Genomic DNA, 18,762 nt, shown 5'->3' with positions numbered 1-18,762 from the left:
GTCATTACTCCACCGGCACCTCGGGGATTTTTCTGGCGAATTTACCGGTCTTTTCTTTTACATCGACGGCATACATTCTGATGACCTGTTCGCGACAGAATGCCTGCATATAGTCGCGGAACGCCGCCAATGGCTCTTTGGCAAGCACCAGCATGCGTTTATTCACCGGTACGGCCGGCGCCGCCATCAGCGTAATCGCTTCCTGCAGGGTTCGTTCCAGCGCCTCTGCAGCCACGACCCGATCGAAGATAAATCCGGCATCAGCATCGTCAGCCCTGACTTTACGTCCATGCAAAATCACCTGCTTGGCAAAGCGCTCGCTGGTCGCGCTGGTGAGCCGCAGATTGGAAACGCCGGGAATAATGCCCTCTTTGGCTGCCGGCAACGAGACATAGCACCCCTGCTCGCCGATCACATAATCGCAGGCCAGCACCATCTGCATACCGCCGCCGATGGCGAAGGTCTCCACCAGGGCGATCCAGGGTTTCGTGATGCTGACCGCCGCCCCCTCTGACGGGCAAACGACGCCGTGGATCAGCTTGTTAATGCACCCCATCTCTCTGCCAATCAAAAATTCCGGATAAGAGATGCCGGCATCGTGCAGTTTTTTCAGATTGATGCCCGAGCAGAACACCCGGCGTCCGGCATATTTCGGATGGCTGACCACGCCGCCGCGCAGCACACCGGCTTTAACCTTGTCCGATAAATGGACAATATCCGCCGCCGTTTCCAAATCGCGGACAAAGTCGCCGTCTTCGGCATGCAGCGTATCACCATCAAGGAACGTGACCACCGCCGCCTCGCCTTCCTGACGGATCTCCAGCGCCGTCAGTCTGACGTAACCGCTGCGGTTAAAGGCCTCGACCAACGGCAGCGACGCGTCTTTCGGTTGCAGCATGGCGTTTAGCAGATGCGTACCGGCGTCCTCGTCCTGCAGCACCTGCGCCAGCAAAAGCGAAAAACAGTAGTCGGCAGCCGCCTGCTGCGGCGTGCCTTGCGCGATCTCGCCAAACAGCAGTTCCGCAGCAGACTGATAAAGCGCCTCAATACGCTGAGAGCGGCAATAGTGCTCCGTCCATAACCGGTACAACGCCAGCCCGTAGCGCGAGAAAAACTGCGTAACGTCCGGGTCGGCAGCGCATTCGGCAATGATCATATCGTCTCTGAGGGCGCTATTGCCGTAATGCGCCTGCAGCGCGGTCTTTAACGCCGCGGCCTGCTGGCGCAGCGCATGGGAGAACTCATCGGTATGTTCACTCATCATCCGGCGCTTACCCCTGACGCAACGTACGGTCGCTGGCGGACAGCGACAGGCCGATCGTGTCCTCGTACGAGGTATGACAGGCCTCCAGCATCAGCTTGCGGCGTACGCGGATATCGGTAAAGGCGTGCGGGTTCATGCCCATCGCCAGATCCTCCGCCAGCGCAGCGGGCTGCGTGCTGGTGCGGTCCAGCAGGCCGCTCGCCAACGCCTCCTCGGCGCACAGCGTATTCCCCAGCACCAGCAGCAAACGCACCCAGTTGGCCGCCAGCTGATTGGTTAAGCGGTGAATCAGCATCCCCGGCAGCGTGATATCTTTCCCGCGCAGGGCAAAGGTGCTGTCAGGCGTGCCCAGACGCAGATCGGCAATGGCGATAATGGATAAGGCCACCAGCCCGCATGCGCCGTCGGTGGTGGCGATCAGCAGCGCATTCAGGTTTTCCACCCGGCGCAGCGCCTTTTCCCACTTGTGCAACAGACCGACATCCATACTCTCTGTTCCCTGCGCCGGCGCAGCACCGCCCGCAAAAGCGAACAGCACCTGATCGATCGCCGGAGTATTTTCAACCTGAGCGCAAAGTTGATTAAGTTGTTCAATCATGTCGCTGGTGATCGCCGCTGAGCCGGTAAAATTGATTGTTAAACGTTCCATAAATGACCTCAATTACGTTAAATTATTTTTCCCATTGCACCAGGGCAGTTTCAATCGCCGCGCCGGGGCCCATCGTCATAAAGACCCCGATATCTCCGGCGGACGTTATTTTTTCATTTTGCAGACGTTCTAAAGAAAACAGGAATGAACCGCTGGAAAGATTGCCGAAATCATTTAATACGCTGCGCGTGTGGCGCAGATCGCTTTTCGTTAATCCCAAATTGATACAAATTGAATCGAGCACTTTTTTGCCGCCGGAATGCACGACCCAGTGATCAATATCGCTGACGTTGAGCTGATGCTCGCCCAGCAGTTTATGCACCACTTTTTCAACTTTCGATCCCACCACATACGGCACGTCTTTCGAGAGGTAAAAGCGGTTTTTATGCTGCTCATCATTCCAATCAAACTTCATCATGCCGATGGCTGAAGGTTCGGTCAGGCTGAGTTTCGCCCGCAGTCTGATCGCGCCGGCAGGTGGCGCATCGTCTTCCGTCGGGCTGACGACCGCCGCGGCGCTGGCGCCGTCGCCAAACAGACTGTTAACCACCGCGGTAGGGAGCGTGCCGTCCTCAATGTAGGCCGCAGAACAGATTTCCGTGCAGACCACCACCGCCAGCTTGCCCGGATTGGCAAGCGACCAGTTTTTTACCGCGTCCAGGCCGTTCAGCCCGGCGGAACAGCCCATGCCGACAATATCGATCCGGTTGCAAAAGTCCGACACTCCCAGCGATTCACAAAAACGGGCGCTTAATGCCGGCACTAAAAAACCCGTCGACGTCACGCAGCAAATACAGTCAATATCTTCAATCCGCATGCCGATTTTATCCAGACACTTGCGGATTGCATTCCCCCCAGCTTGAGCGCATTTTTTTCATGACGCGCCAGCATTTGCGCATGCGTTTCACCCTCGGCGGCGCTTCCCGCCATATTGTCTATCGACAAATGTCTTTTGCTGATTCCGCTGTTAATAAATATGGAGCGAATGCGGCTATCAGTAATATTAAGGTTGTCACAGACCTCGCTCTGTGAATAGGCGGTTTCCGGTACATCATGCGCACAGGCCAGAATATAGGCGTTCATTCCGTTATTCGTTCTCTCTTTCATCTGCAAATACCCACCGTCATCTATAAATACCCGATCGAATTCCATTCGATTAGCGGGAAAATGAAATATCACTCTGTGAATGAAGCTGTTTAACGTTCAGATCTGTTGTGGCAAGAGTTTTTCATTGAGGAACTGACAAAACTTGCGGGTTCCCGCCGCAATCGCGGCCGGCGGGTAATAACTGAAGGCGAGCCGGATACCGTGAGCGCGCTGCCGGCCGTCCCGCACCGCATAACTGACCGGCAGAAATGTCACCTGATACCCCTCCGCACAGTCGAGCAGGTGCGCGGTGTCGATCTCCTGCGGCAAGCGGATATACACGAAAAAGCCGCCGGCAGGCGCGTGCCACTGCAGCAGACCGGCGTCCAATTCCTGCTCGAGCACCTGCAGCATCGCGTCACGCCGGGCACGGTATTCATCGCGGATCGGACGGATCCAGTTTTCCAGTGAGTATTGATGCTCGATTAAAAAACCGGCGACAATTTGCTGATTCAGCGCACTGCTGCTCAGGCTGGTGTGATCTTTAATATGCAGCAAATGGTTAAAGGTTGCGTCGCCGTGCCGGCTTATCACCAGATAGCCCAGACGCAGCGACGGACATAACGTTTTGGAAAACGAGCCGATATAATAGACCTGGCCTGCGTTATCCCGGGTTTTTATTGCGCGGGGCGGTATGCCATCGTAATAGAACGCCGAATAGGTGCCATCCTCAATAATCTTCACCCCCTGCTGAGCGCAGACCGCAAGCAGCGCGCCTTTCTCCGCCTCGCTCAGTTGGTAGGTCATCGGATTATTAAAATCAGGATTGATATAGATAAGTTTTATCTGCTTACCCTGCCGGCGATACTGCTCGATAACCGCCGGCAGCAGCGTAAAATCAACGCCGCCGGCAGGATCGGCGAGATCGTCGATAGCGATTTTAACGGATGACTTCCCCAGGACCGCGACGCAATCGGTAAATCCGAAGTAGCTGGGCTCAATAATCAGCACGCAATCCTCGGGCTGGCGTAATTCGTGCAGTAGCACCAGGTTGTAGGCTTCCTGGCAACCATTGGTCACCAGAATCTCCTTCTCGCCAGCGTGGATCCCTTCATCATTCGCCAACCATTTGGCGAGATGGGCTGTAATCATCCCCTGGCTGGGCCCGTAAGTGTAAAGATTCTCTCTGATTTTCGCGTTGTCATAGTGCTTTTCTGTCCGTAAGAACGCCTGATAGACCTGCGCATAACGTTCAAGATCCAGTCTGGCGTAAATATCAGGGTTGGGACGCCCTAATGACAGTGAACAGGCATGTGGATAGCGCTGGTTAAGCGCGCCCACGATGGATAAAACACTCTCCTGAGTTGGCATACAAACATCCGTTGATTCATGTAGATAGTGATGACGGGCCAAAATAAGGCCGGCCAGACGCGTTGCCTGTCACACGCTCGTCGCCGGCGTGCCGCATGTTATTTATTCATCGACGATGCGATAAATATCATCCCGCTGCTGCCATGCCAGGATCTGATTAAAATCGCGCGTTAACTGGGATTGATCCTGATGCAGTAAATAAGCGAATCCGGGCAATCCCTTGGTGTCCGCCGTGCGGGTGACGCGCTGTCCCGGACGCGGCAGCGCAAAGAAATTGGAAAAGGAAGGAAGCCGCTCTATCGCGCGTTTCCCCGGCATCGCCTCCAGCACACCGTCGCGCTTGAACAAAAAGGATATTTCAGACACATAGGCATGCATGCGGTAATGCGTGCCCACGTAGCGGTCGATGAAATCCTGCGGCGCCAGATACATGGCCGCACACAGGCTGACCTGGGTGTAGCCGAGGCAGGCGCTGAATGTCACGTCATTGATGGAGGCGCCCATCAGGCGGGCATTGGTTTCAATCAGCACCGGCCCTTCCGCCGTCAGGATCACCTCATTGTGCGCCGCGCCATAATCGACGCCCAAGGCGGATAATACCTCAAGGGTATAATCCGCCAGCGCTCTGGCGTACGTTTCCTGCGCATCGATCAGGTGCATCCCTTCAAAATTGTAAGCGCCGCCGCTCACCCGGCTGCGCACTTGCTCCCAGATGTCCGTCACATAATGCTGTCCGTGCCAGCTCAGCGTGTTGACGAAATACTGGGTGCCGTCAATCAGTTCCTGGATCAACAATTCATCATTCACATAACCCAGCAGATTCTCTTTGCCCAGCAGTTGTTCTGCCGCACGCTGCACGTCCTCCCCGCTCTCACACAGCGTTACGCCGTCGCTGGCGCCGCTGTTCAGCGGTTTTACAATCACGGGATAACCGTTCAGCTCGGCCCAGGACACCAGTTCCGCGGCTGAAGAGGCTTTGCACTGCCTGATTGAGCGAATGCCTTTTTCCGCCAGCTTTTGCTGCGAAATATACTTATTCCGTCGCCAGTCGGTGGTTTCAGGGTCATTCGCCGCCGGTATCCCCATGGCTGACGCCAGCATATCCGCCAATGCAATGCCGCTGTCCGCACCGGCAATCACATAGCGAATGTCATACAGCCTCAGCTGCTGGATAAGGTCATCCAGCGATCCGGCATAATTAATGGTTTCGACAAATCCCTGAGTACGCGTTTGGCGCGAAAAATCTTGCCAGATATGCACCACGTCGCAGCCGCGCGACATAAATGCCGCCGCCAGTTCATTTCCCGTTGATAGCGCATCAATAATAACAATCGTATTTTTCACCAACCACTCCTGTCTTGCGTAAGAATAAAACCGGGAAAATAAACGACACAAATATTCCCGCGCCATTATCTGGCGGGCTATCGCCAGCGGTGCATTAATTATTTATCAGAAAGTAAAAACAGGCATCCCCTGCCAAAATAACGGCCATTATATTTTTCTGATATCTTACCATTATGTTATTGCGAATATCGTCTAGGCGTCTTTAACCTTCAACAACAATAATAATGCCAGCAGCGACAGTGACAGCGCGGCATAATAAACGGCCTGATGATTCCAATGCTGACTGATGGCGCCCTGAAGCAAACCGGCAAAAATCGCCCCGGTGGCAATACTGTTGCTGTACAGCGTACTGGCCGTGCCCGGGCTATCCGGCATCAATTCTTGCAGATAAAGCATACCCAGTGCGCCAACGATACCGATGAAAACAGCATTCAGCACCTGAATCGCCGCCAGCGCCCACGGAGAAACCGCCTGCGTCATGCCCAGGTAAAACAGCGCGGAACAACCGGCGGCCAGCAGCATCATAGGACGCGTGCCAACGCGCTTGATCACCGGCGAGCAGAACAGCATGATCAGAATTTCCAGCCCTGCCGCGCCTCCCAACAGCCAGCCGGCGAAACTACTGCCCATACCCGGCAGGCTGCTGATATATATCGGCATATCGATCAGGTACATCGTATCGCCTCCCCACAGCAGCGCCAAAGCGGCAAACAGCAGCCAGGCTTCTTGCGACCGGCCCGCAGCCGTCGGGGTAGCGGACGTCGCCGGCGTCGCTGAACGTGGCTGCACGTCCCCCGCAGGCAGCGAGGACAGGACGAAAAGTCCGCCCAATACAAACAGCAGAGCCACCAGCAGATACAAGGCGGTAAAACCGAAATGCGCGATGATAAAGAAAGCGACGGGCGGCGCGATCACCCAGGAGATCGAAATCTGGGCACGCATCCGGGTGGTGAATTTGATAACGTCAAAATCGGCGCCGACCGAATACTGACGCGCCAGAGCAAACAGTTGCGGCATCGCCGTTGTCGCCAGCGCCGACAGTATCACGCCTGCCGACACCAGAATGCGATAATCCCGGCTAAACGCGAACAGCAAGGCATTGGCTATGGCAACCGAACAACACAGCAGGATCAGACGGCGGCGATTACCGCCCGCATCCGACTTTCGCGCCATCAGTTGGCTGACGCCTACGCCGGCCAACGCGTTAACGGTATAAAACATCCCCACCATAAACGGACTGGCGCCGATTTCCCGCGTCAGAAACAGGCTGACAACCGGCATTTGTAACGCGCCCGCCATTCCCAATATTAAGGCTACTGCCATAAAAACAATATTGACGCCCTGTCCCTGGCTTACCGTATCACGCTCCAACTCCATAAACCCATTCCGTTATTTAAATAGAGAAATAAAAAACACAGGGGAAAAACACCCTATATTTATATCGCAGCGGCACGACCGCAAGGATCATCTTACGGTTATTTTTCATGCCGATGTTCACATGTTTTATTGATCGTTTTTAGCGCGACAATATCTGATGGGGAATAATAATGTCTTTTTAAGTGACCGTTTCGTTAAAAAGCTGGTAAATATATTTAACAGACTTTTTGTCTTTTACAATGCGCCATTTTTCATCGTAGGCGTTATATCCTTATGCCAAAAAAGTGACTTGCATTTTTTTTGACATAAATCACTGAAACGGAAGCGAAAAGCTGGTGATTCCACTGGTATTGTCGGTTAACTCGGACTTATCTGCCAGATGGCGCCGGTCTCGGCAGCAACATGCACATTTGCATCAACATGAAGCATATTAGCAGCGGCTTGCGCCTCATACCCACGGCCACAGGAGGTCATAGAGGAATTCCAGGACGTTTCTGCGCCGCCGGTTTGGCGGCAGTAACGTCTCTGGCTGCGGTGCTTTGGGTCGCTTGCAGGCAACGCCCTGCTCATCCAGCGCCTGCCAGGCGGCCTGCCGCACGCTCAGAACAAAATCTTGCCGCAGCATACGCAGCAAAATCGCCTGGCCGCCGTCGATCGGCCGCTGGCGCAGCTGTTCGATCAGCGCCAGGCGCTTGCGGTAATCCGTTTTATCGCGCGACAGCCGATCCGCGTGTTCAAGATTGATAGGCGATCTCCAATGTCTGTGTCTGACAACCAGGCGCGATGATAGCGCGTCCGGGCCGTCAGTACATCCTGTCGCTGTCCAGCGCCTGCTGCATCCAGTGCAAAAAGCGCTTCACCCGCGCCAGTTGGCCGAAACCGCGCGGATAAACCAGATGATGGGCGCTGACCGGCAGGCTCAGCGCCGCCGGAAACAGCCGCACCAGCGAGCCGTCGCGCAGGTAGTCCCGCGCCAGCAGTTCGCTCTCCAGCACCACGCCGTGTCCCAGTCGCGCGGCCTGCAGGCTCATGTAGGAACGGTCAAAGCTGAACACCCAGGGGCGTTCCGGCTGGGGCAGATGATGGGCGGCGAACCACTGCGGCCACTGGATCAGCGGCGTTTCCGACAGAATCAGCTGGTGCTCCGCCAGCGCTGCCGGCGAAGGCGCCGGATGGCGCTGCAGATAGTCCGGCGATGCCATGGCGGTAATGCATTCATCACGTATCGTTTTGATATCAAACGGCGACCAGTCCGGGAAGCCGTGGCGGATCGCCACGTCGATGTTATCGCGGCTGAACGACAGGTTTTCATAAGAACATGACAGTGTCACGTTAAGCTCCGGACAGGCCTCATGCAGCTGCTTCAGCCGCGGCAGCAGCCACAGCAGGCCGAAGCTGGGGGCGCAATGGATGCGCAAGGCATTGTTCTCTTTCTGGTCGCGGATCTGCGCCGTGGCCTGGGCCAGGTTCAGCAGCAGCTGACTGATTTCACGCAGGTAGGTTTCCCCCGCCAGCGTCAGGCTCACCCCTTTGGCCGAGCGGTTAAACAGCGAGTTGCCCACCAGTTTCTCCAGCTTGGCCAACTGGTGGCTGGCCGCCGAGGGCGTGATATTCAGCTCTTCCGCCGCGCGCGCCACATTGCCGAAATGCGCCACCTGCTCAAACACCTGCAGCGCCTTGATTGAGGGGATCGCCGCCTTTTGTATCTCCAACCGCCGTACCTCCGCTTGCCTTGATTTCGTCACAGCCTGTCACGTCGCCGGAGCTGAAAATGTTAAGCCGATCAAAACATAAGTTTAATTCATCATCGACTGAATTTTTTTGCATTGCCGAAAAGTGCATCTCCTTCAATGCTGAACACACCCTACCGGCCGCGATGGCCGTAAAAACATAAAAATACTCAGGAGTCGCAGATGTTACTGAACAATAAAATCGCCGTTATCACCGGCGCCGCCTCCGAGCGCGGCATCGGCCGCGCCACCGCCGCCTGCTTTGCCGCCCACGGCGCACGCGTGGCGATCCTGGATCTGGATCGCCACGCGGCGGCCCATGCCGCGCAGCAGCTTGGCGACGGCCATCTGGGACTGGCGGTTGACGTCGCCGACCCGCAGGCGGTCAATCAGGCCGTGGCGCAAATCCTCGAGCACTACGGCCGCATCGACGTACTGGTCAACAACGCCGGCATTACCCAGCCGGTAAAAACGCTGGAGATCGGCATGCAGGACTACGACCGCGTGCTGGACGTCAGCCTGCGCGGTACGCTGCTGATGTCGCAGGCGGTGATCCCGGCGATGCGCGCCAACGGCGGCGGCAGCATCGTCTGCCTGTCGTCGGTATCCGCCCAGCGCGGCGGCGGCATCTTCGGCGGTCCGCACTACAGCGCCGCCAAAGCCGGCGTGCTCGGGCTGGCGAAAGCGATGGCGCGCGAGTTCGCCCCGGAGCAGATCCGCATCAACAGCATCACCCCCGGCCTGATCCAGACCGATATCACCGGCGGCCTGATGCAGGACGAGCGCCGGCACGCCATTATCGACGGCATTCCGCTCGGCCGGCTGGGCAACGCGCAGGACGTCGCCAACGCCGCGCTGTTCCTGGCCAGCGACCTCTCCAGCTACCTGACCGGCATCACGCTGGACGTGAACGGCGGCATGCTGATTCACTGATCCGGCCTCGCCCGCCTTACGGCCCCCGCACAGCGGGGGATCCCCGTCTGTTTCAGGAGTGGACATCATGACAACGCTTAACCTGACCGCCGCCGCCGGCGTGCGCGACACGGCTTACCGCAAGATCGCCTGGCGGCTGATGCCGATTTTGATGCTGTGCTACCTGTGCGCCTACCTTGATCGGGTAAACGTCGGCTTCGCCAAGCTGCAGATGATGGACGATCTGGCGCTCAGCGAAACCGTCTACGGTCTCGGCGCCGGCATTTTCTTTATCGGGTATTTTTTCTTCGAAGTACCGAGCAATCTGATCCTGCACCGGGTGGGCGCCAGACGTTGGATCGCCCGCATCATGATCACCTGGGGACTGATTTCCGGCCTGTTCGCCCTGGTGGAAACCGCCTGGCAGTTTTACCTGCTGCGCTTTCTGCTTGGCGTGGCGGAAGCCGGCCTGGCGCCCGGCCTGCTGCTGTATCTCACCTACTGGTTCCCGGCGGCGCGGCGCGCGCGCATGACGGTGCTGTGGTTTATCGCCATTCCGCTGTCCGGCATGATCGGCGGCCCGATCTCCGGCTGGATTATGGAGCGCTTTGCCGGCGTGCACGGCTGGGCCGGCTGGCAGTGGATGTTTGCGCTGGAGGCGGTGCCCACGCTGCTGATGGGGCTGGTGGTACTGATGGCGCTGAAGGACCGGGTCGAGGACGCGCCCTGGCTGGATGAACACCAAAAACGCCTGGTGCGCGCCGATCTCGACGCCGACGACCAGCATAAACACCAGCACGGCACCATCGCCGCGTTTATCAGCGACAGGCGGCTGTGGCTGCTGGCGCTGATCTATTTCTGCGTGGTGATGGGCCAGTATGCGCTCACCTTCTGGCTGCCGACGCTGGTCAGAAACGCCGGCATCCGCGAACCGCTGCAGATCGGTCTGCTCAGCAGTCTGCCGTATCTGTGCGCCATCGTGGCGATGATTCTGGCCGGGCGCAGCGGCGACCGTCATCGTGAACGGCGCTGGCATCTGGCGATCCCGATGCTGGCGGGCGCTGCGGCGCTGCTGCTGGCCACCCAGTTCGGCCATTATGTCGCGCTGTCGGTCGCCTTTCTCTGCCTGGCGGCGGCGGGCATCCTCTCCGCCTCCTCATTGTTCTGGATGCTGCCTACCAATCTGCTGGGCGGCGTTTCCGCCGCCGCCGGCATCGCCGCGGTGAACTGCTTCGCCAACCTGGCGGGCTTCTTCTCCCCTTACCTGATCGGCGGCATCAGCAGCATCACCGGCTCACCCGCCTGGGGCATGTATCTGATCACACTGGTATTGCTGGCCGGTTCGCTGTTGGTGTTCCGCATTCCGGCCGCGCAGGTTAACCGATAATCACGGAGTTAAAACATGACCACAATCGATGTACAGCAGACCGCCGCGCTCTCACTGCAGCAGCGGGCGTACAACATTCGCCGGCACGCGCTGATTATGGGCCAGGTGCAGGGGCAAGGCTATATCGGCCAGGCGCTCGGCGCTGCAGACCTGCTGGCGGTCAGCTATTTTCACGCCCTGTGCTACCGCGCGGACGATCCCGAATGGGAACAGCGCGACCGTTTCTATCTGTCGATCGGCCACTATGCTATCGCGCTCTACGCCGCGCTGCTGGAGGCCGGTATTCTGCCGCTCGATGAGCGCGAAACCTACGGCGCCGACGACAGCCGTCTGCCGATGTCCGGCATGGCCGCCTACACCCCCGGTATGGAGATCACCGGCGGTTCCTTGGGGCACGGGCTGGGCATCGCGGTGGGCGCCTGCCTGGGGCTGAAGCGCAAAAACAACCCGGCGTTTATTTACAACCTGCTGTCCGACGGCGAACTCAATGAAGGCTCCACCTGGGAGGCGGTGATGTCCGCCGCGCACTGGCGGCTGGATAACCTGATTGCCCTGGTGGACGTCAACAATCAGCAAGCGGACGGCCACTCGTCGGAGATCCTCTCCTTCGAACCGCTGGCCGACCGCTGGCAGGCGTTCGGCTGGCATGTGCAGCGGGTAGACGGCAACGACCTCGACGCCCTGGTGACCGCCTTCGACGCCGCGCGCCGCCACGATAAACCCCAGCCGCGGGTGATCCTGTGCGACACCCGCATGGGCAAAGGCGTCCCTTTTCTGGAGGCGCGGGAGAAAACGCACTTCATCCGCGTGGATGAACATGAATGGGATCAGGCGCTGACCGCCCTGGAAATCGGAGAACAACCATGAGCCAGACCACCACCACGCCCGCCGGCGGCAAAAAGCGTTTAACCACCTCGGCGATGATCGCCTCCATCGCCGCCGAAGGCCAGCCGACACAGTCCGCGCCGTTTGGTGAAGCGCTGGTTGCGCTGGCCCGGCAGCGCGACGACATCGTCGGCATGACCGCCGATCTCAGCAAATACACCGATCTGCACCTGTTCGCAAAGGCGTTTCCCGAGCGTTTCTATCAGATGGGCATGGCGGAGCAGCTGTTGATGAGCGCCGCCGCCGGCATGGCGCGCGAAGGCTTTACGCCGTTCGTCACCACCTATGCGGTGTTCGCCGCCCGGCGCGCCTATGACTTTATCTGTATGGCGATCGCCGAGGAGAACCTGAACGTTAAAATCGCCTGCGCCCTGCCGGGGCTGACCACCGGTTACGGCCCGAGCCATCAGGCCACCGAAGATCTGGCGATCTTCCGCGGCATGCCGAACCTGACGGTGATCGATCCCTGCGACGCGCTGGAGCTGAGCCAGATGGTGCCGGCGGTGGCGGCGCATCAGGGGCCGGTGTATATGCGCCTGCTGCGCGGCAAAGTACCGCTGGTGCTCGACCGTTACGATTATCAGTACCGTCACGGTAAGGCCCAGCGGCTGCGCGACGGTAAAGATGTGGTGATTATCGCCAGCGGCCTGATGACCATGCGTGCGCTGGAGGCGGCGGAACAGCTGGAGCAGAGCGGCGTCAGCGTGGCGGTGGTGCATTCGCCGGTGATCAAACCGCTGGATGAGGAGACCATTCTGCGCGAGGCCGGCGTCTCCGGCCGGCTGGTGATCGTTGCGGAGAACCATTCACAGATTGGCGGTCTGGGGGAAGCCGTGGCGTCAACCCTGCTGCGCAACGGCGTGACGCCGGCGTTCCGGCAGATCGCTCTGCCGGACGCCTTCCTGCTGGCCGGCGCGCTGCCGACCCTGCATGACCGTTACGGCATCTCCACCACCGAAATCATCCGGCAGATCAAGGGCTGGCTGTAGCTGTAGGCCGCACCGCGACAGGGAAGTCGCATTACGCCAGCCGCAGCTCGCTCTCTTTGATATCGGCGATAGGCCCGAGCAGCGCGCGGTCGAATTCCTGCAGCGCCAACCCCTGGCGCACCCGCCGCGGCCAGTCAGGGTTAGCCAGCGCGCCGCGCCCCAGCGCAATCACATCGGCCCCCTGCTCCGTCAGCTGCAGCGCCCGCTGCGGTTGATGCAGCCCGCCGTTGGCAATCAGCGTCAGCGACGGCGCATGGCGATGCGCCAGTGCCGCCAGCGACGCCCCGTCGGCGTCGAATGCCGGCTGCCACGCCTCATGTTCGGTAACGTGCAGAAAATCGATGCCCGAGGCCGCCAGCCGTTGGAACACCGCTTTGGCCCCGACCTCGCCTTCGGACCATTTATGGTCAAAATCATTCACCTTGCCCTGCGACAGGCGAATTCCCAGCGGCGCCGCACGACCAATCCGCTGACGCACCGCGTCGATCACCGCCAGGCTGAGCGACAGCCGGCCGATAATATCGCCGCCCCAGCGGTCATCGCGCTGATTGCTGTAGTCGGTGAAAAATTGGTCCAGCAGGTAGCCATTGGCGCCGTGAATCTCGATACCGTCAAAACCGGCATGCAGCGCACGTTCCGCCGCAGTAGCGAAATCCGCAATAATCTGTTGAATCTCTCCGTCGTCCAGCGCACGCGGCAGCGGATATTGCCCTTCACCGCGGTAAAAGGCCATCTGCTCGCCTTTCGGCCGCAGCGCTGAAGGGGCGACGGTATGCATACGATGACGGTTTGCCTGCGACAGCGCGCCGGCATGCTGGAGCTGGGCGAAGATTTTGCCGCCGTGCTGATGCACCGCCTGCGTCACCTGCTGCCAGCCGCGCTGCTGCGCCTGGTTCACCAGCCCGGACTGAAAGTCATAGCTCTGCGAGCTGGCGCTGTCGATATAGATGCCTTCACTGACGATCAGGCCAAACTCGCCCTGCGCGAAGCGCTGATAATACTGGCGCATTCTCTCGCCCACCACGCCGTCGGCGGAGGCGGAAACCCGCGTCATCGGCGCCACCGCCAGCCGGTTGGGCAACAACAGTTGGTTGATTTGCTGCGTCTGGAACAGCGCGGAATGATTCATGACAGGCCTCTCCGGTTAGCTTATTATAAACAAAACCAATTGTAATCCCGGGTTTGGTCAGGAAAAATACCGGGGCCAGATAAACCCGTATAACGGAATTCGTTATAATGAACCTGAAAGAGATTGAAATTTTCCTGCAGGTGGCCCAGACCGGCAGCCTGACGCAGGCGGCGCACCGTCTGGACATGTCGCCGATGTCGGTCTCGCGGCGGCTGGCGGCGCTGGAAGCCTCGCTCGGCGTGCGCCTGTTGCACCGCACCACCCGCGCGGTGTCGCTCACCCCAGAAGGCGCGGAGTTTACGCCTTACGCCCGCACCATGCTGGAAGCGGAGCAAAGCGCACGCGTCCTGTTTTCCAGCGGGCGGCAAGGTGCTGGCGGTCAGCTGCGCGTCACCGCCCCCTCCGGGCTCGGGCAGCGTATTCTGGTGCCGCTCATTCCGACGCTGCTGGCGGAAAATCCTGATATGAAAGTGGATCTGCAACTGAGCGACGAGGTCGTCGATATCGTCGCGCAGGGCTTTGACGTGGCGATCCGTGTCGCTCCGCTGCGTGATTCCAACCTGATCGCCCGCAAGATTGCCGATAATCCGCGCGTACTGTGCGCGGCGCCGGCCTATCTGCAACGGCACGGCCGGCCGCAGCGGCTGGCGGATCTTGCCAGCTTTGCCTGCTTGCGGCTGAGTAACGTGCTGCAGTGGTCATTTGCCGACGACGGTCAGACCACCGGGGTCAGTATCGACGGGCGCTTTAGCTGCAGCAGCGTTGAGGGCGTGCGTTCACTGTGCAAGGCGGGGCTGGGGCTGGCGCAGCTCACCCACTGGGATATTCGGGAGGAACTGCGCCGCGGCGAGCTGGTCGCCATTGAACTGCAGGATGTTCAGCCGCAGGCATTGGCCGTCTGGGCGCTGTTTCCCAGTCATCGTTACCTGCCGCTGCGGGTCGGCGTGTTTCTTGACGCGCTGGCGAAAGCGATGGGCTAGCGTCGCCGTCCCCTCAGGCGCCGCCCAGGTGCGGCGTCAGGTAGTCGACCACGTCGCGCACCCGGCTGAATTTAGCCGCATCCGCCAGCGGGATCGTCATGCCGAATTCCTGTTCCAGCAGCGTCAGCGCCTCCACCCGATCCAGCGAGTCCATTTCCAGATCGAAAAAGAAATCTGCATCAATCGACATGTTGGATTTATTAATCCCCTGTAGTTTGGCCAGTGCGCCGAGCACGCGTTGCCCAATGGTTTCCATACGTTTTCTCCGAAAAATCTTCCAAGATGGGCGATCATTGCCGACGCCAGTGGCTGAAAATATAGGATTATGTTGAAAAAATGCCGCATTTTTGCCAAAAAAATCCCCATTCGTCACGTTTTATCCCTCGGATGCCATTTTGCCACCTGTATCACGTCGCCGGAAAAAACCAGACAAAAAGAGATTGAATATCCGACGCATCGTTCTATATTCAACCATATGGTTAAATTACCGCACTCTCAGCTGGACGCCGTTTTTCATGCGCTGGCCGATCCGACAAGACGCGCGATCCTGACGCGGCTGTCGCAGGGCGAGCGCAGTATCGGCGAGCTGGCCGCGCCGCTTAACATGAGTTTCGCCGGCGCCTCCAAGCACATCAAAGCCCTGGAACAGGCAGGACTGGTGCAGCGCACCGTGCAGGGAAGAAACCATATTTGCCGACTCGAACCAGAGCCGATGGCGCAGGCCATGCAATGGCTGCAATCCTATGAACATTTCTGGACGGAACGACTCGATGCGCTGGAACAGGCGCTGCGGCAGTCGGAGCCGTCCACTCCCAAGGAGTGAACGATGAATGATTACGGTATGGTAATTGAAACCGGCACATTGAGGATCCAGCGTCTGCTGCCCGGCCCGATTGAGCGCGTATGGGCCTATCTGACCGAGTCAGACAAACGCGCCACCTGGCTGGCGGCGGGCGAAATGAAGCTGGAACGCGGCGCGCCGTTCGAGCTGGTGTTCAATAACGGCGAACTGGCGGGCAAAGATGAACCCACGCCGGCGGAGTACAAGGCTTACTGCGGCCCGGTCACCAATCCCGGGCATATTATCTGCCTGTTTCCGCCGCAGGTTCTGAGCTTCACCTGGGAAGAAAAAGGCGAAGAACGCCCGTCAGAAGTCACCTTTGAGCTGACCGAGCAAGGCGACAACGTGCTGCTGACCGTCACCCACCGTCGCCTGGCCGACCGCAGCCAGATGCTGAGCGTCGCCGGCGGCTGGCACACCCATCTGGATATTTTGGTCGATCGCCTGAACAATCAGCCGCCGCGGCCGTTCTGGGCTACGCTGACGCAGGCCGAAGAGGCGTACCGCGCCAAGCTGTAGTCAATGAAAGTCGCATTGGTGATTACGCGCCAGGCTAAAGCCTGGCCGTTTTTTATGTAAGGAGAAAAAAGGTATCTCGACAGGCAACTCGTGCTCGAACACTGTCCAATCCTCTTAAGGCCGGCGATAAATCTGGATAAATACCCTCTCCGGTTTCGGCAACTGCGCAACCATCACCACATCTTTCGACCCTGCAGTGCGCCAACATTCAGCCTCAACCGTACAAGTAGCCTGCGGTTGGTAACCCATGTTTGCCAAATAAGCGTTTACGCTACTGATGTTACTCGTGCCATAAAATGTCACCGCAAAGGCCTGCGCTTCTGGACCTGAGATGCTTGCGTAATTGAAATCATAGTGGTCGGAAATACGCGGCATATTTTTGAACAACTCTGGCGTGTAGAATTGATACAGGCGAGAATCTTGCTCGGTATATTGCGCGCTGCCAGCAAACTCTGTTTTCATCGTCGGCCACAAATACACCAATACAGCGGCCAGAGCAGCAATGGCGATAACGCTAATAACAGCAACTATCTTCTGCGTCTTATTCATATAAGAGGAGCACCTTTCCCGCCCTGCGTAAAAGAGCCATTCCGAGTGGCGACAGCAACATTCCCAGAGTTAAAGTCACTGTAGGGTCTGATGGTTTTCATAAAGGGCGGTAGCTCTCCTCTGTGCGGTTTAGCATGAGGAAACCTGGCCGGATCGGGAAATAGTATTGGTAAAAAACTCTCGTTCTTGAACGAACCGATCGGGCCATAATGGTCCCAACGCCTTAAGGCATCAACTTTACTAACGGGACGCAGAAAAGGAAACGGATTTTCAATAGACATCACGCGGTAAAATCCGAGTAAATCGGAAACCAGATCTTCACCGCTAAAACCGCTGTCGGTAACCAGGTTGATAGGAAATGATGATTGGAATGCCTCAAACTTGCGCGCTAGCGTCATCATCATCGCCAGCGCGATGCTTTGCCGCTCATAATACGATCGCCCACGTCTGATACGCCATTTAATAAATTTCCCCATACGGAGAATGCGATACGGAGAAACCATCGATTGTGAATAAGTCACATCATAACGCTCCTGACCCGATGACTCTCCAGCGTTAATCTTATCCATAAGCTCTTGGATGTCACTCCCCTGAGCATGACCCAGATCCACCCAGCCAAGCACTTCCGTATAAACCAGCCCATAAGACGCGGTGTGCGCCTGACTGCTGTCAATAATATCGCTGCGCTTACTCATCCCTGATTATCTCCCTGATTAACGACAGACAGATTCCGCTCTATCTTTATTCCCTGTTAAATCGCGTGCGCACAACATAACCAACCGCCGCGGTCAGTTCAATAACGTCCGGGAGAGAAAACGCAGATAACCGATTGAAAAAGTTAAGTTCAGGAACAATCTTGGATACGTGCGCGGCCGTTACGTTGTATTTCACGTAACGCTTTGCTTTTAATGGGCGAAGCACGCCTCGCCCCGATGATTATCGCTTATTGAATATTTATATCACTGCAGCTATAGAACCCTTCCCCCGCCGGATCGATACGCTGCCAGCGAATAAACAGCACGCGCTCGCCTTTGGCGTTATTCGCCGGTACGGAGAATTGATAATCCGAGCCGGCTAATTTGGCATCCGTGACTTTTTTCAGCAGTGTCAGATCGCTCCATTTTAACGGTCGTTCGCTGGCTTTATAATCCGCATTAGAGACATAAACCTCGAAGAAACTCGGGTCATGCGTCACCGTTGCATGATACACAACCTCTATTTCACCGTTGTCATTCAACTTAACGTCGCTGGCAGTCCAGTTAGCGACAACATCCATCCCTGATTTATCATTCCACAGATAAGGTTTCTTGCTGTCTTTCTCCGTGCCGATATTGCCGCCAGAACACAGCTGTCCGTCCGGGATCGCCTCTTTGACTTTATCCAGATTATTGTAATCAGGTATCAGTTTGGCAAATTCATCTTTTTGTACAAAGGGATAGTTAGACTGTTCGATAAGCTGCTCATCATTATCAAACTTATCTTTGTATTTATTATAGTTATGCTGATAGGCAGCTTTACACGCCGGGTTTTTGATATTTGCACCATCTACCGGCCAGTGATAATCCTGCCCGTTAAAACACAGTTGCTGGCGGGAAATAGGTTGAGATGGCGTGCCATGACGCGGTGCGGGTGATTTTTCGCCGACGGCGATCTGAGTTGCAGGCTGAGCAAAAGACAAGGCAGGAGCGCCCAGGCAAAATAGCGCCAGGTACAGATGTTTCTTTTTCATGTCATTTCCTTTTTATAGCCA

At 57.5% G+C, this 18,762-nt stretch carries 21 protein-coding genes; 7 read left to right on the top strand and 14 right to left on the bottom strand.

The window, feature by feature from the left end; translation table 11 throughout:
- Positions 1-4: 4 nt before the first annotated feature.
- The 9 genes from FO014_RS21500 to FO014_RS21465 form a co-directional block, all read right to left on the bottom strand.
- Positions 5-1,264, bottom strand: coding sequence for an enoyl-CoA hydratase/isomerase family protein (locus FO014_RS21500; RefSeq protein ID WP_160030999.1), 1,260 nt, complete (start codon positions 1,262-1,264; stop codon positions 5-7).
- A gap of 7 nt (positions 1,265-1,271) precedes the next feature.
- The gene (dpgB, locus tag FO014_RS21495) at positions 1,272-1,913 is read right to left on the bottom strand and encodes an enoyl-CoA-hydratase DpgB (RefSeq protein ID WP_160030998.1); all 642 of its coding nucleotides are present in this window, start codon (positions 1,911-1,913) and stop codon (positions 1,272-1,274) included.
- A gap of 22 nt (positions 1,914-1,935) precedes the next feature.
- Positions 1,936-2,730, bottom strand: a complete 795-nt coding sequence (locus tag FO014_RS21490; RefSeq protein ID WP_201282888.1) for a type III polyketide synthase — start codon at positions 2,728-2,730, stop codon at positions 1,936-1,938.
- Positions 2,694-3,065: a hypothetical protein gene (locus FO014_RS23825; protein ID WP_201282887.1), complete on the bottom strand. Its 372-nt coding sequence runs from the start codon at positions 3,063-3,065 to the stop codon at positions 2,694-2,696. Before FO014_RS23825 ends, FO014_RS21490 begins: the two co-directional genes overlap by 37 nt.
- Before the next feature lie 51 nt (positions 3,066-3,116).
- The gene (locus tag FO014_RS21485; protein ID WP_160030997.1) at positions 3,117-4,370 is read right to left on the bottom strand and encodes an aminotransferase-like domain-containing protein; all 1,254 of its coding nucleotides are present in this window, start codon (positions 4,368-4,370) and stop codon (positions 3,117-3,119) included.
- 102 nt (positions 4,371-4,472) lie between these two features.
- Positions 4,473-5,714: an ATP-grasp domain-containing protein gene (locus FO014_RS21480; RefSeq protein WP_160030996.1), complete on the bottom strand. Its 1,242-nt coding sequence runs from the start codon at positions 5,712-5,714 to the stop codon at positions 4,473-4,475.
- Positions 5,715-5,906: 192 nt separating this feature from the next.
- Positions 5,907-7,091 (bottom strand): sugar efflux transporter, encoded by a 1,185-nt coding sequence (locus FO014_RS21475; RefSeq protein WP_160030995.1) that lies wholly within the window; start codon positions 7,089-7,091, stop codon positions 5,907-5,909.
- 448 nt (positions 7,092-7,539) lie between these two features.
- Positions 7,540-7,716 (bottom strand): hypothetical protein, encoded by a 177-nt coding sequence (locus FO014_RS21470; protein WP_160030994.1) that lies wholly within the window; start codon positions 7,714-7,716, stop codon positions 7,540-7,542.
- 178 nt (positions 7,717-7,894) lie between these two features.
- A complete protein-coding gene (locus tag FO014_RS21465) occupies positions 7,895-8,803 on the bottom strand; it encodes a LysR substrate-binding domain-containing protein (RefSeq protein WP_105231239.1) in 909 nt (302 codons plus the stop codon).
- Positions 8,804-9,004: 201 nt separating this feature from the next.
- Here FO014_RS21465 and FO014_RS21460 point away from each other — a divergent pair, with 201 nt between their 5' ends.
- The 4 genes from FO014_RS21460 (at position 9,005) to FO014_RS21445 (ending at position 12,994) form a co-directional block, all read left to right on the top strand.
- Entirely contained in the window at positions 9,005-9,754 is a 750-nt protein-coding gene (locus FO014_RS21460) for an SDR family NAD(P)-dependent oxidoreductase (RefSeq protein WP_105231240.1), read from the top strand.
- Positions 9,755-9,821: 67 nt separating this feature from the next.
- Positions 9,822-11,120 (top strand): MFS transporter, encoded by a 1,299-nt coding sequence (locus FO014_RS21455; RefSeq protein ID WP_160030993.1) that lies wholly within the window; start codon positions 9,822-9,824, stop codon positions 11,118-11,120.
- A 15-nt stretch (positions 11,121-11,135) separates the two neighbouring features.
- On the top strand, positions 11,136-11,987 hold the full coding sequence (locus FO014_RS21450) for a transketolase (protein ID WP_160030992.1): 852 nt from the start codon (positions 11,136-11,138) through the stop codon (positions 11,985-11,987).
- Positions 11,984-12,994 carry a transketolase family protein gene (locus FO014_RS21445; protein WP_105231243.1) on the top strand — a complete coding sequence of 337 codons (1,011 nt, stop codon included), beginning with the start codon at positions 11,984-11,986 and terminating at the stop codon, positions 12,992-12,994. Before FO014_RS21450 ends, FO014_RS21445 begins: the two co-directional genes overlap by 4 nt.
- A 31-nt stretch (positions 12,995-13,025) precedes the next feature.
- On the opposite strand, the gene FO014_RS21440 is transcribed toward FO014_RS21445, so the two are convergent.
- Positions 13,026-14,123, bottom strand: a complete 1,098-nt coding sequence (locus tag FO014_RS21440) for an oxidoreductase (RefSeq protein ID WP_160030991.1) — start codon at positions 14,121-14,123, stop codon at positions 13,026-13,028.
- A 107-nt stretch (positions 14,124-14,230) separates the two neighbouring features.
- Here FO014_RS21440 and FO014_RS21435 point away from each other — a divergent pair, with 107 nt between their 5' ends.
- Positions 14,231-15,103, top strand: a complete 873-nt coding sequence (locus tag FO014_RS21435) for a LysR family transcriptional regulator (RefSeq protein ID WP_160030990.1) — start codon at positions 14,231-14,233, stop codon at positions 15,101-15,103.
- A 13-nt stretch (positions 15,104-15,116) separates the two neighbouring features.
- Here the strand turns inward: FO014_RS21435 and FO014_RS21430 are convergent, their stop codons facing one another.
- Positions 15,117-15,359 carry an acyl carrier protein gene (locus tag FO014_RS21430; RefSeq protein WP_160030989.1) on the bottom strand — a complete coding sequence of 81 codons (243 nt, stop codon included), beginning with the start codon at positions 15,357-15,359 and terminating at the stop codon, positions 15,117-15,119.
- A gap of 219 nt (positions 15,360-15,578) precedes the next feature.
- Here FO014_RS21430 and FO014_RS21425 point away from each other — a divergent pair, with 219 nt between their 5' ends.
- Positions 15,579-15,926, top strand: a complete 348-nt coding sequence (locus FO014_RS21425) for an ArsR/SmtB family transcription factor (protein ID WP_105233358.1) — start codon at positions 15,579-15,581, stop codon at positions 15,924-15,926.
- Positions 15,927-15,929: 3 nt separating this feature from the next.
- Positions 15,930-16,463 (top strand): SRPBCC family protein, encoded by a 534-nt coding sequence (locus FO014_RS21420; protein ID WP_160030988.1) that lies wholly within the window; start codon positions 15,930-15,932, stop codon positions 16,461-16,463.
- Positions 16,464-16,577: 114 nt separating this feature from the next.
- Here FO014_RS21420 and FO014_RS21415 read toward each other — a convergent pair whose 3' ends face one another.
- The 3 genes from FO014_RS21415 to FO014_RS21405 all read right to left on the bottom strand — a co-directional run bounded on the left by FO014_RS21415 (position 16,578) and on the right by FO014_RS21405 (position 18,741).
- Positions 16,578-17,012: a hypothetical protein gene (locus FO014_RS21415; RefSeq protein WP_160030987.1), complete on the bottom strand. Its 435-nt coding sequence runs from the start codon at positions 17,010-17,012 to the stop codon at positions 16,578-16,580.
- The gene (locus FO014_RS21410) at positions 17,009-17,707 is read right to left on the bottom strand and encodes a hypothetical protein (RefSeq protein WP_160030986.1); all 699 of its coding nucleotides are present in this window, start codon (positions 17,705-17,707) and stop codon (positions 17,009-17,011) included. Before FO014_RS21410 ends, FO014_RS21415 begins: the two co-directional genes overlap by 4 nt.
- A gap of 248 nt (positions 17,708-17,955) precedes the next feature.
- Positions 17,956-18,741, bottom strand: coding sequence for a lytic polysaccharide monooxygenase (locus FO014_RS21405; RefSeq protein WP_160030985.1), 786 nt, complete (start codon positions 18,739-18,741; stop codon positions 17,956-17,958).
- Positions 18,742-18,762 lie beyond the last annotated feature (21 nt).

Source organism: Serratia rhizosphaerae, assembly GCF_009817885.1.
In the GTDB taxonomy this organism is placed as follows: domain Bacteria; phylum Pseudomonadota; class Gammaproteobacteria; order Enterobacterales; family Enterobacteriaceae; genus Serratia_B; species Serratia_B rhizosphaerae.
The sequence above is the reverse complement of the archived record's forward strand: the minus strand, read 5'-3'. Positions and strand labels throughout refer to the sequence as shown.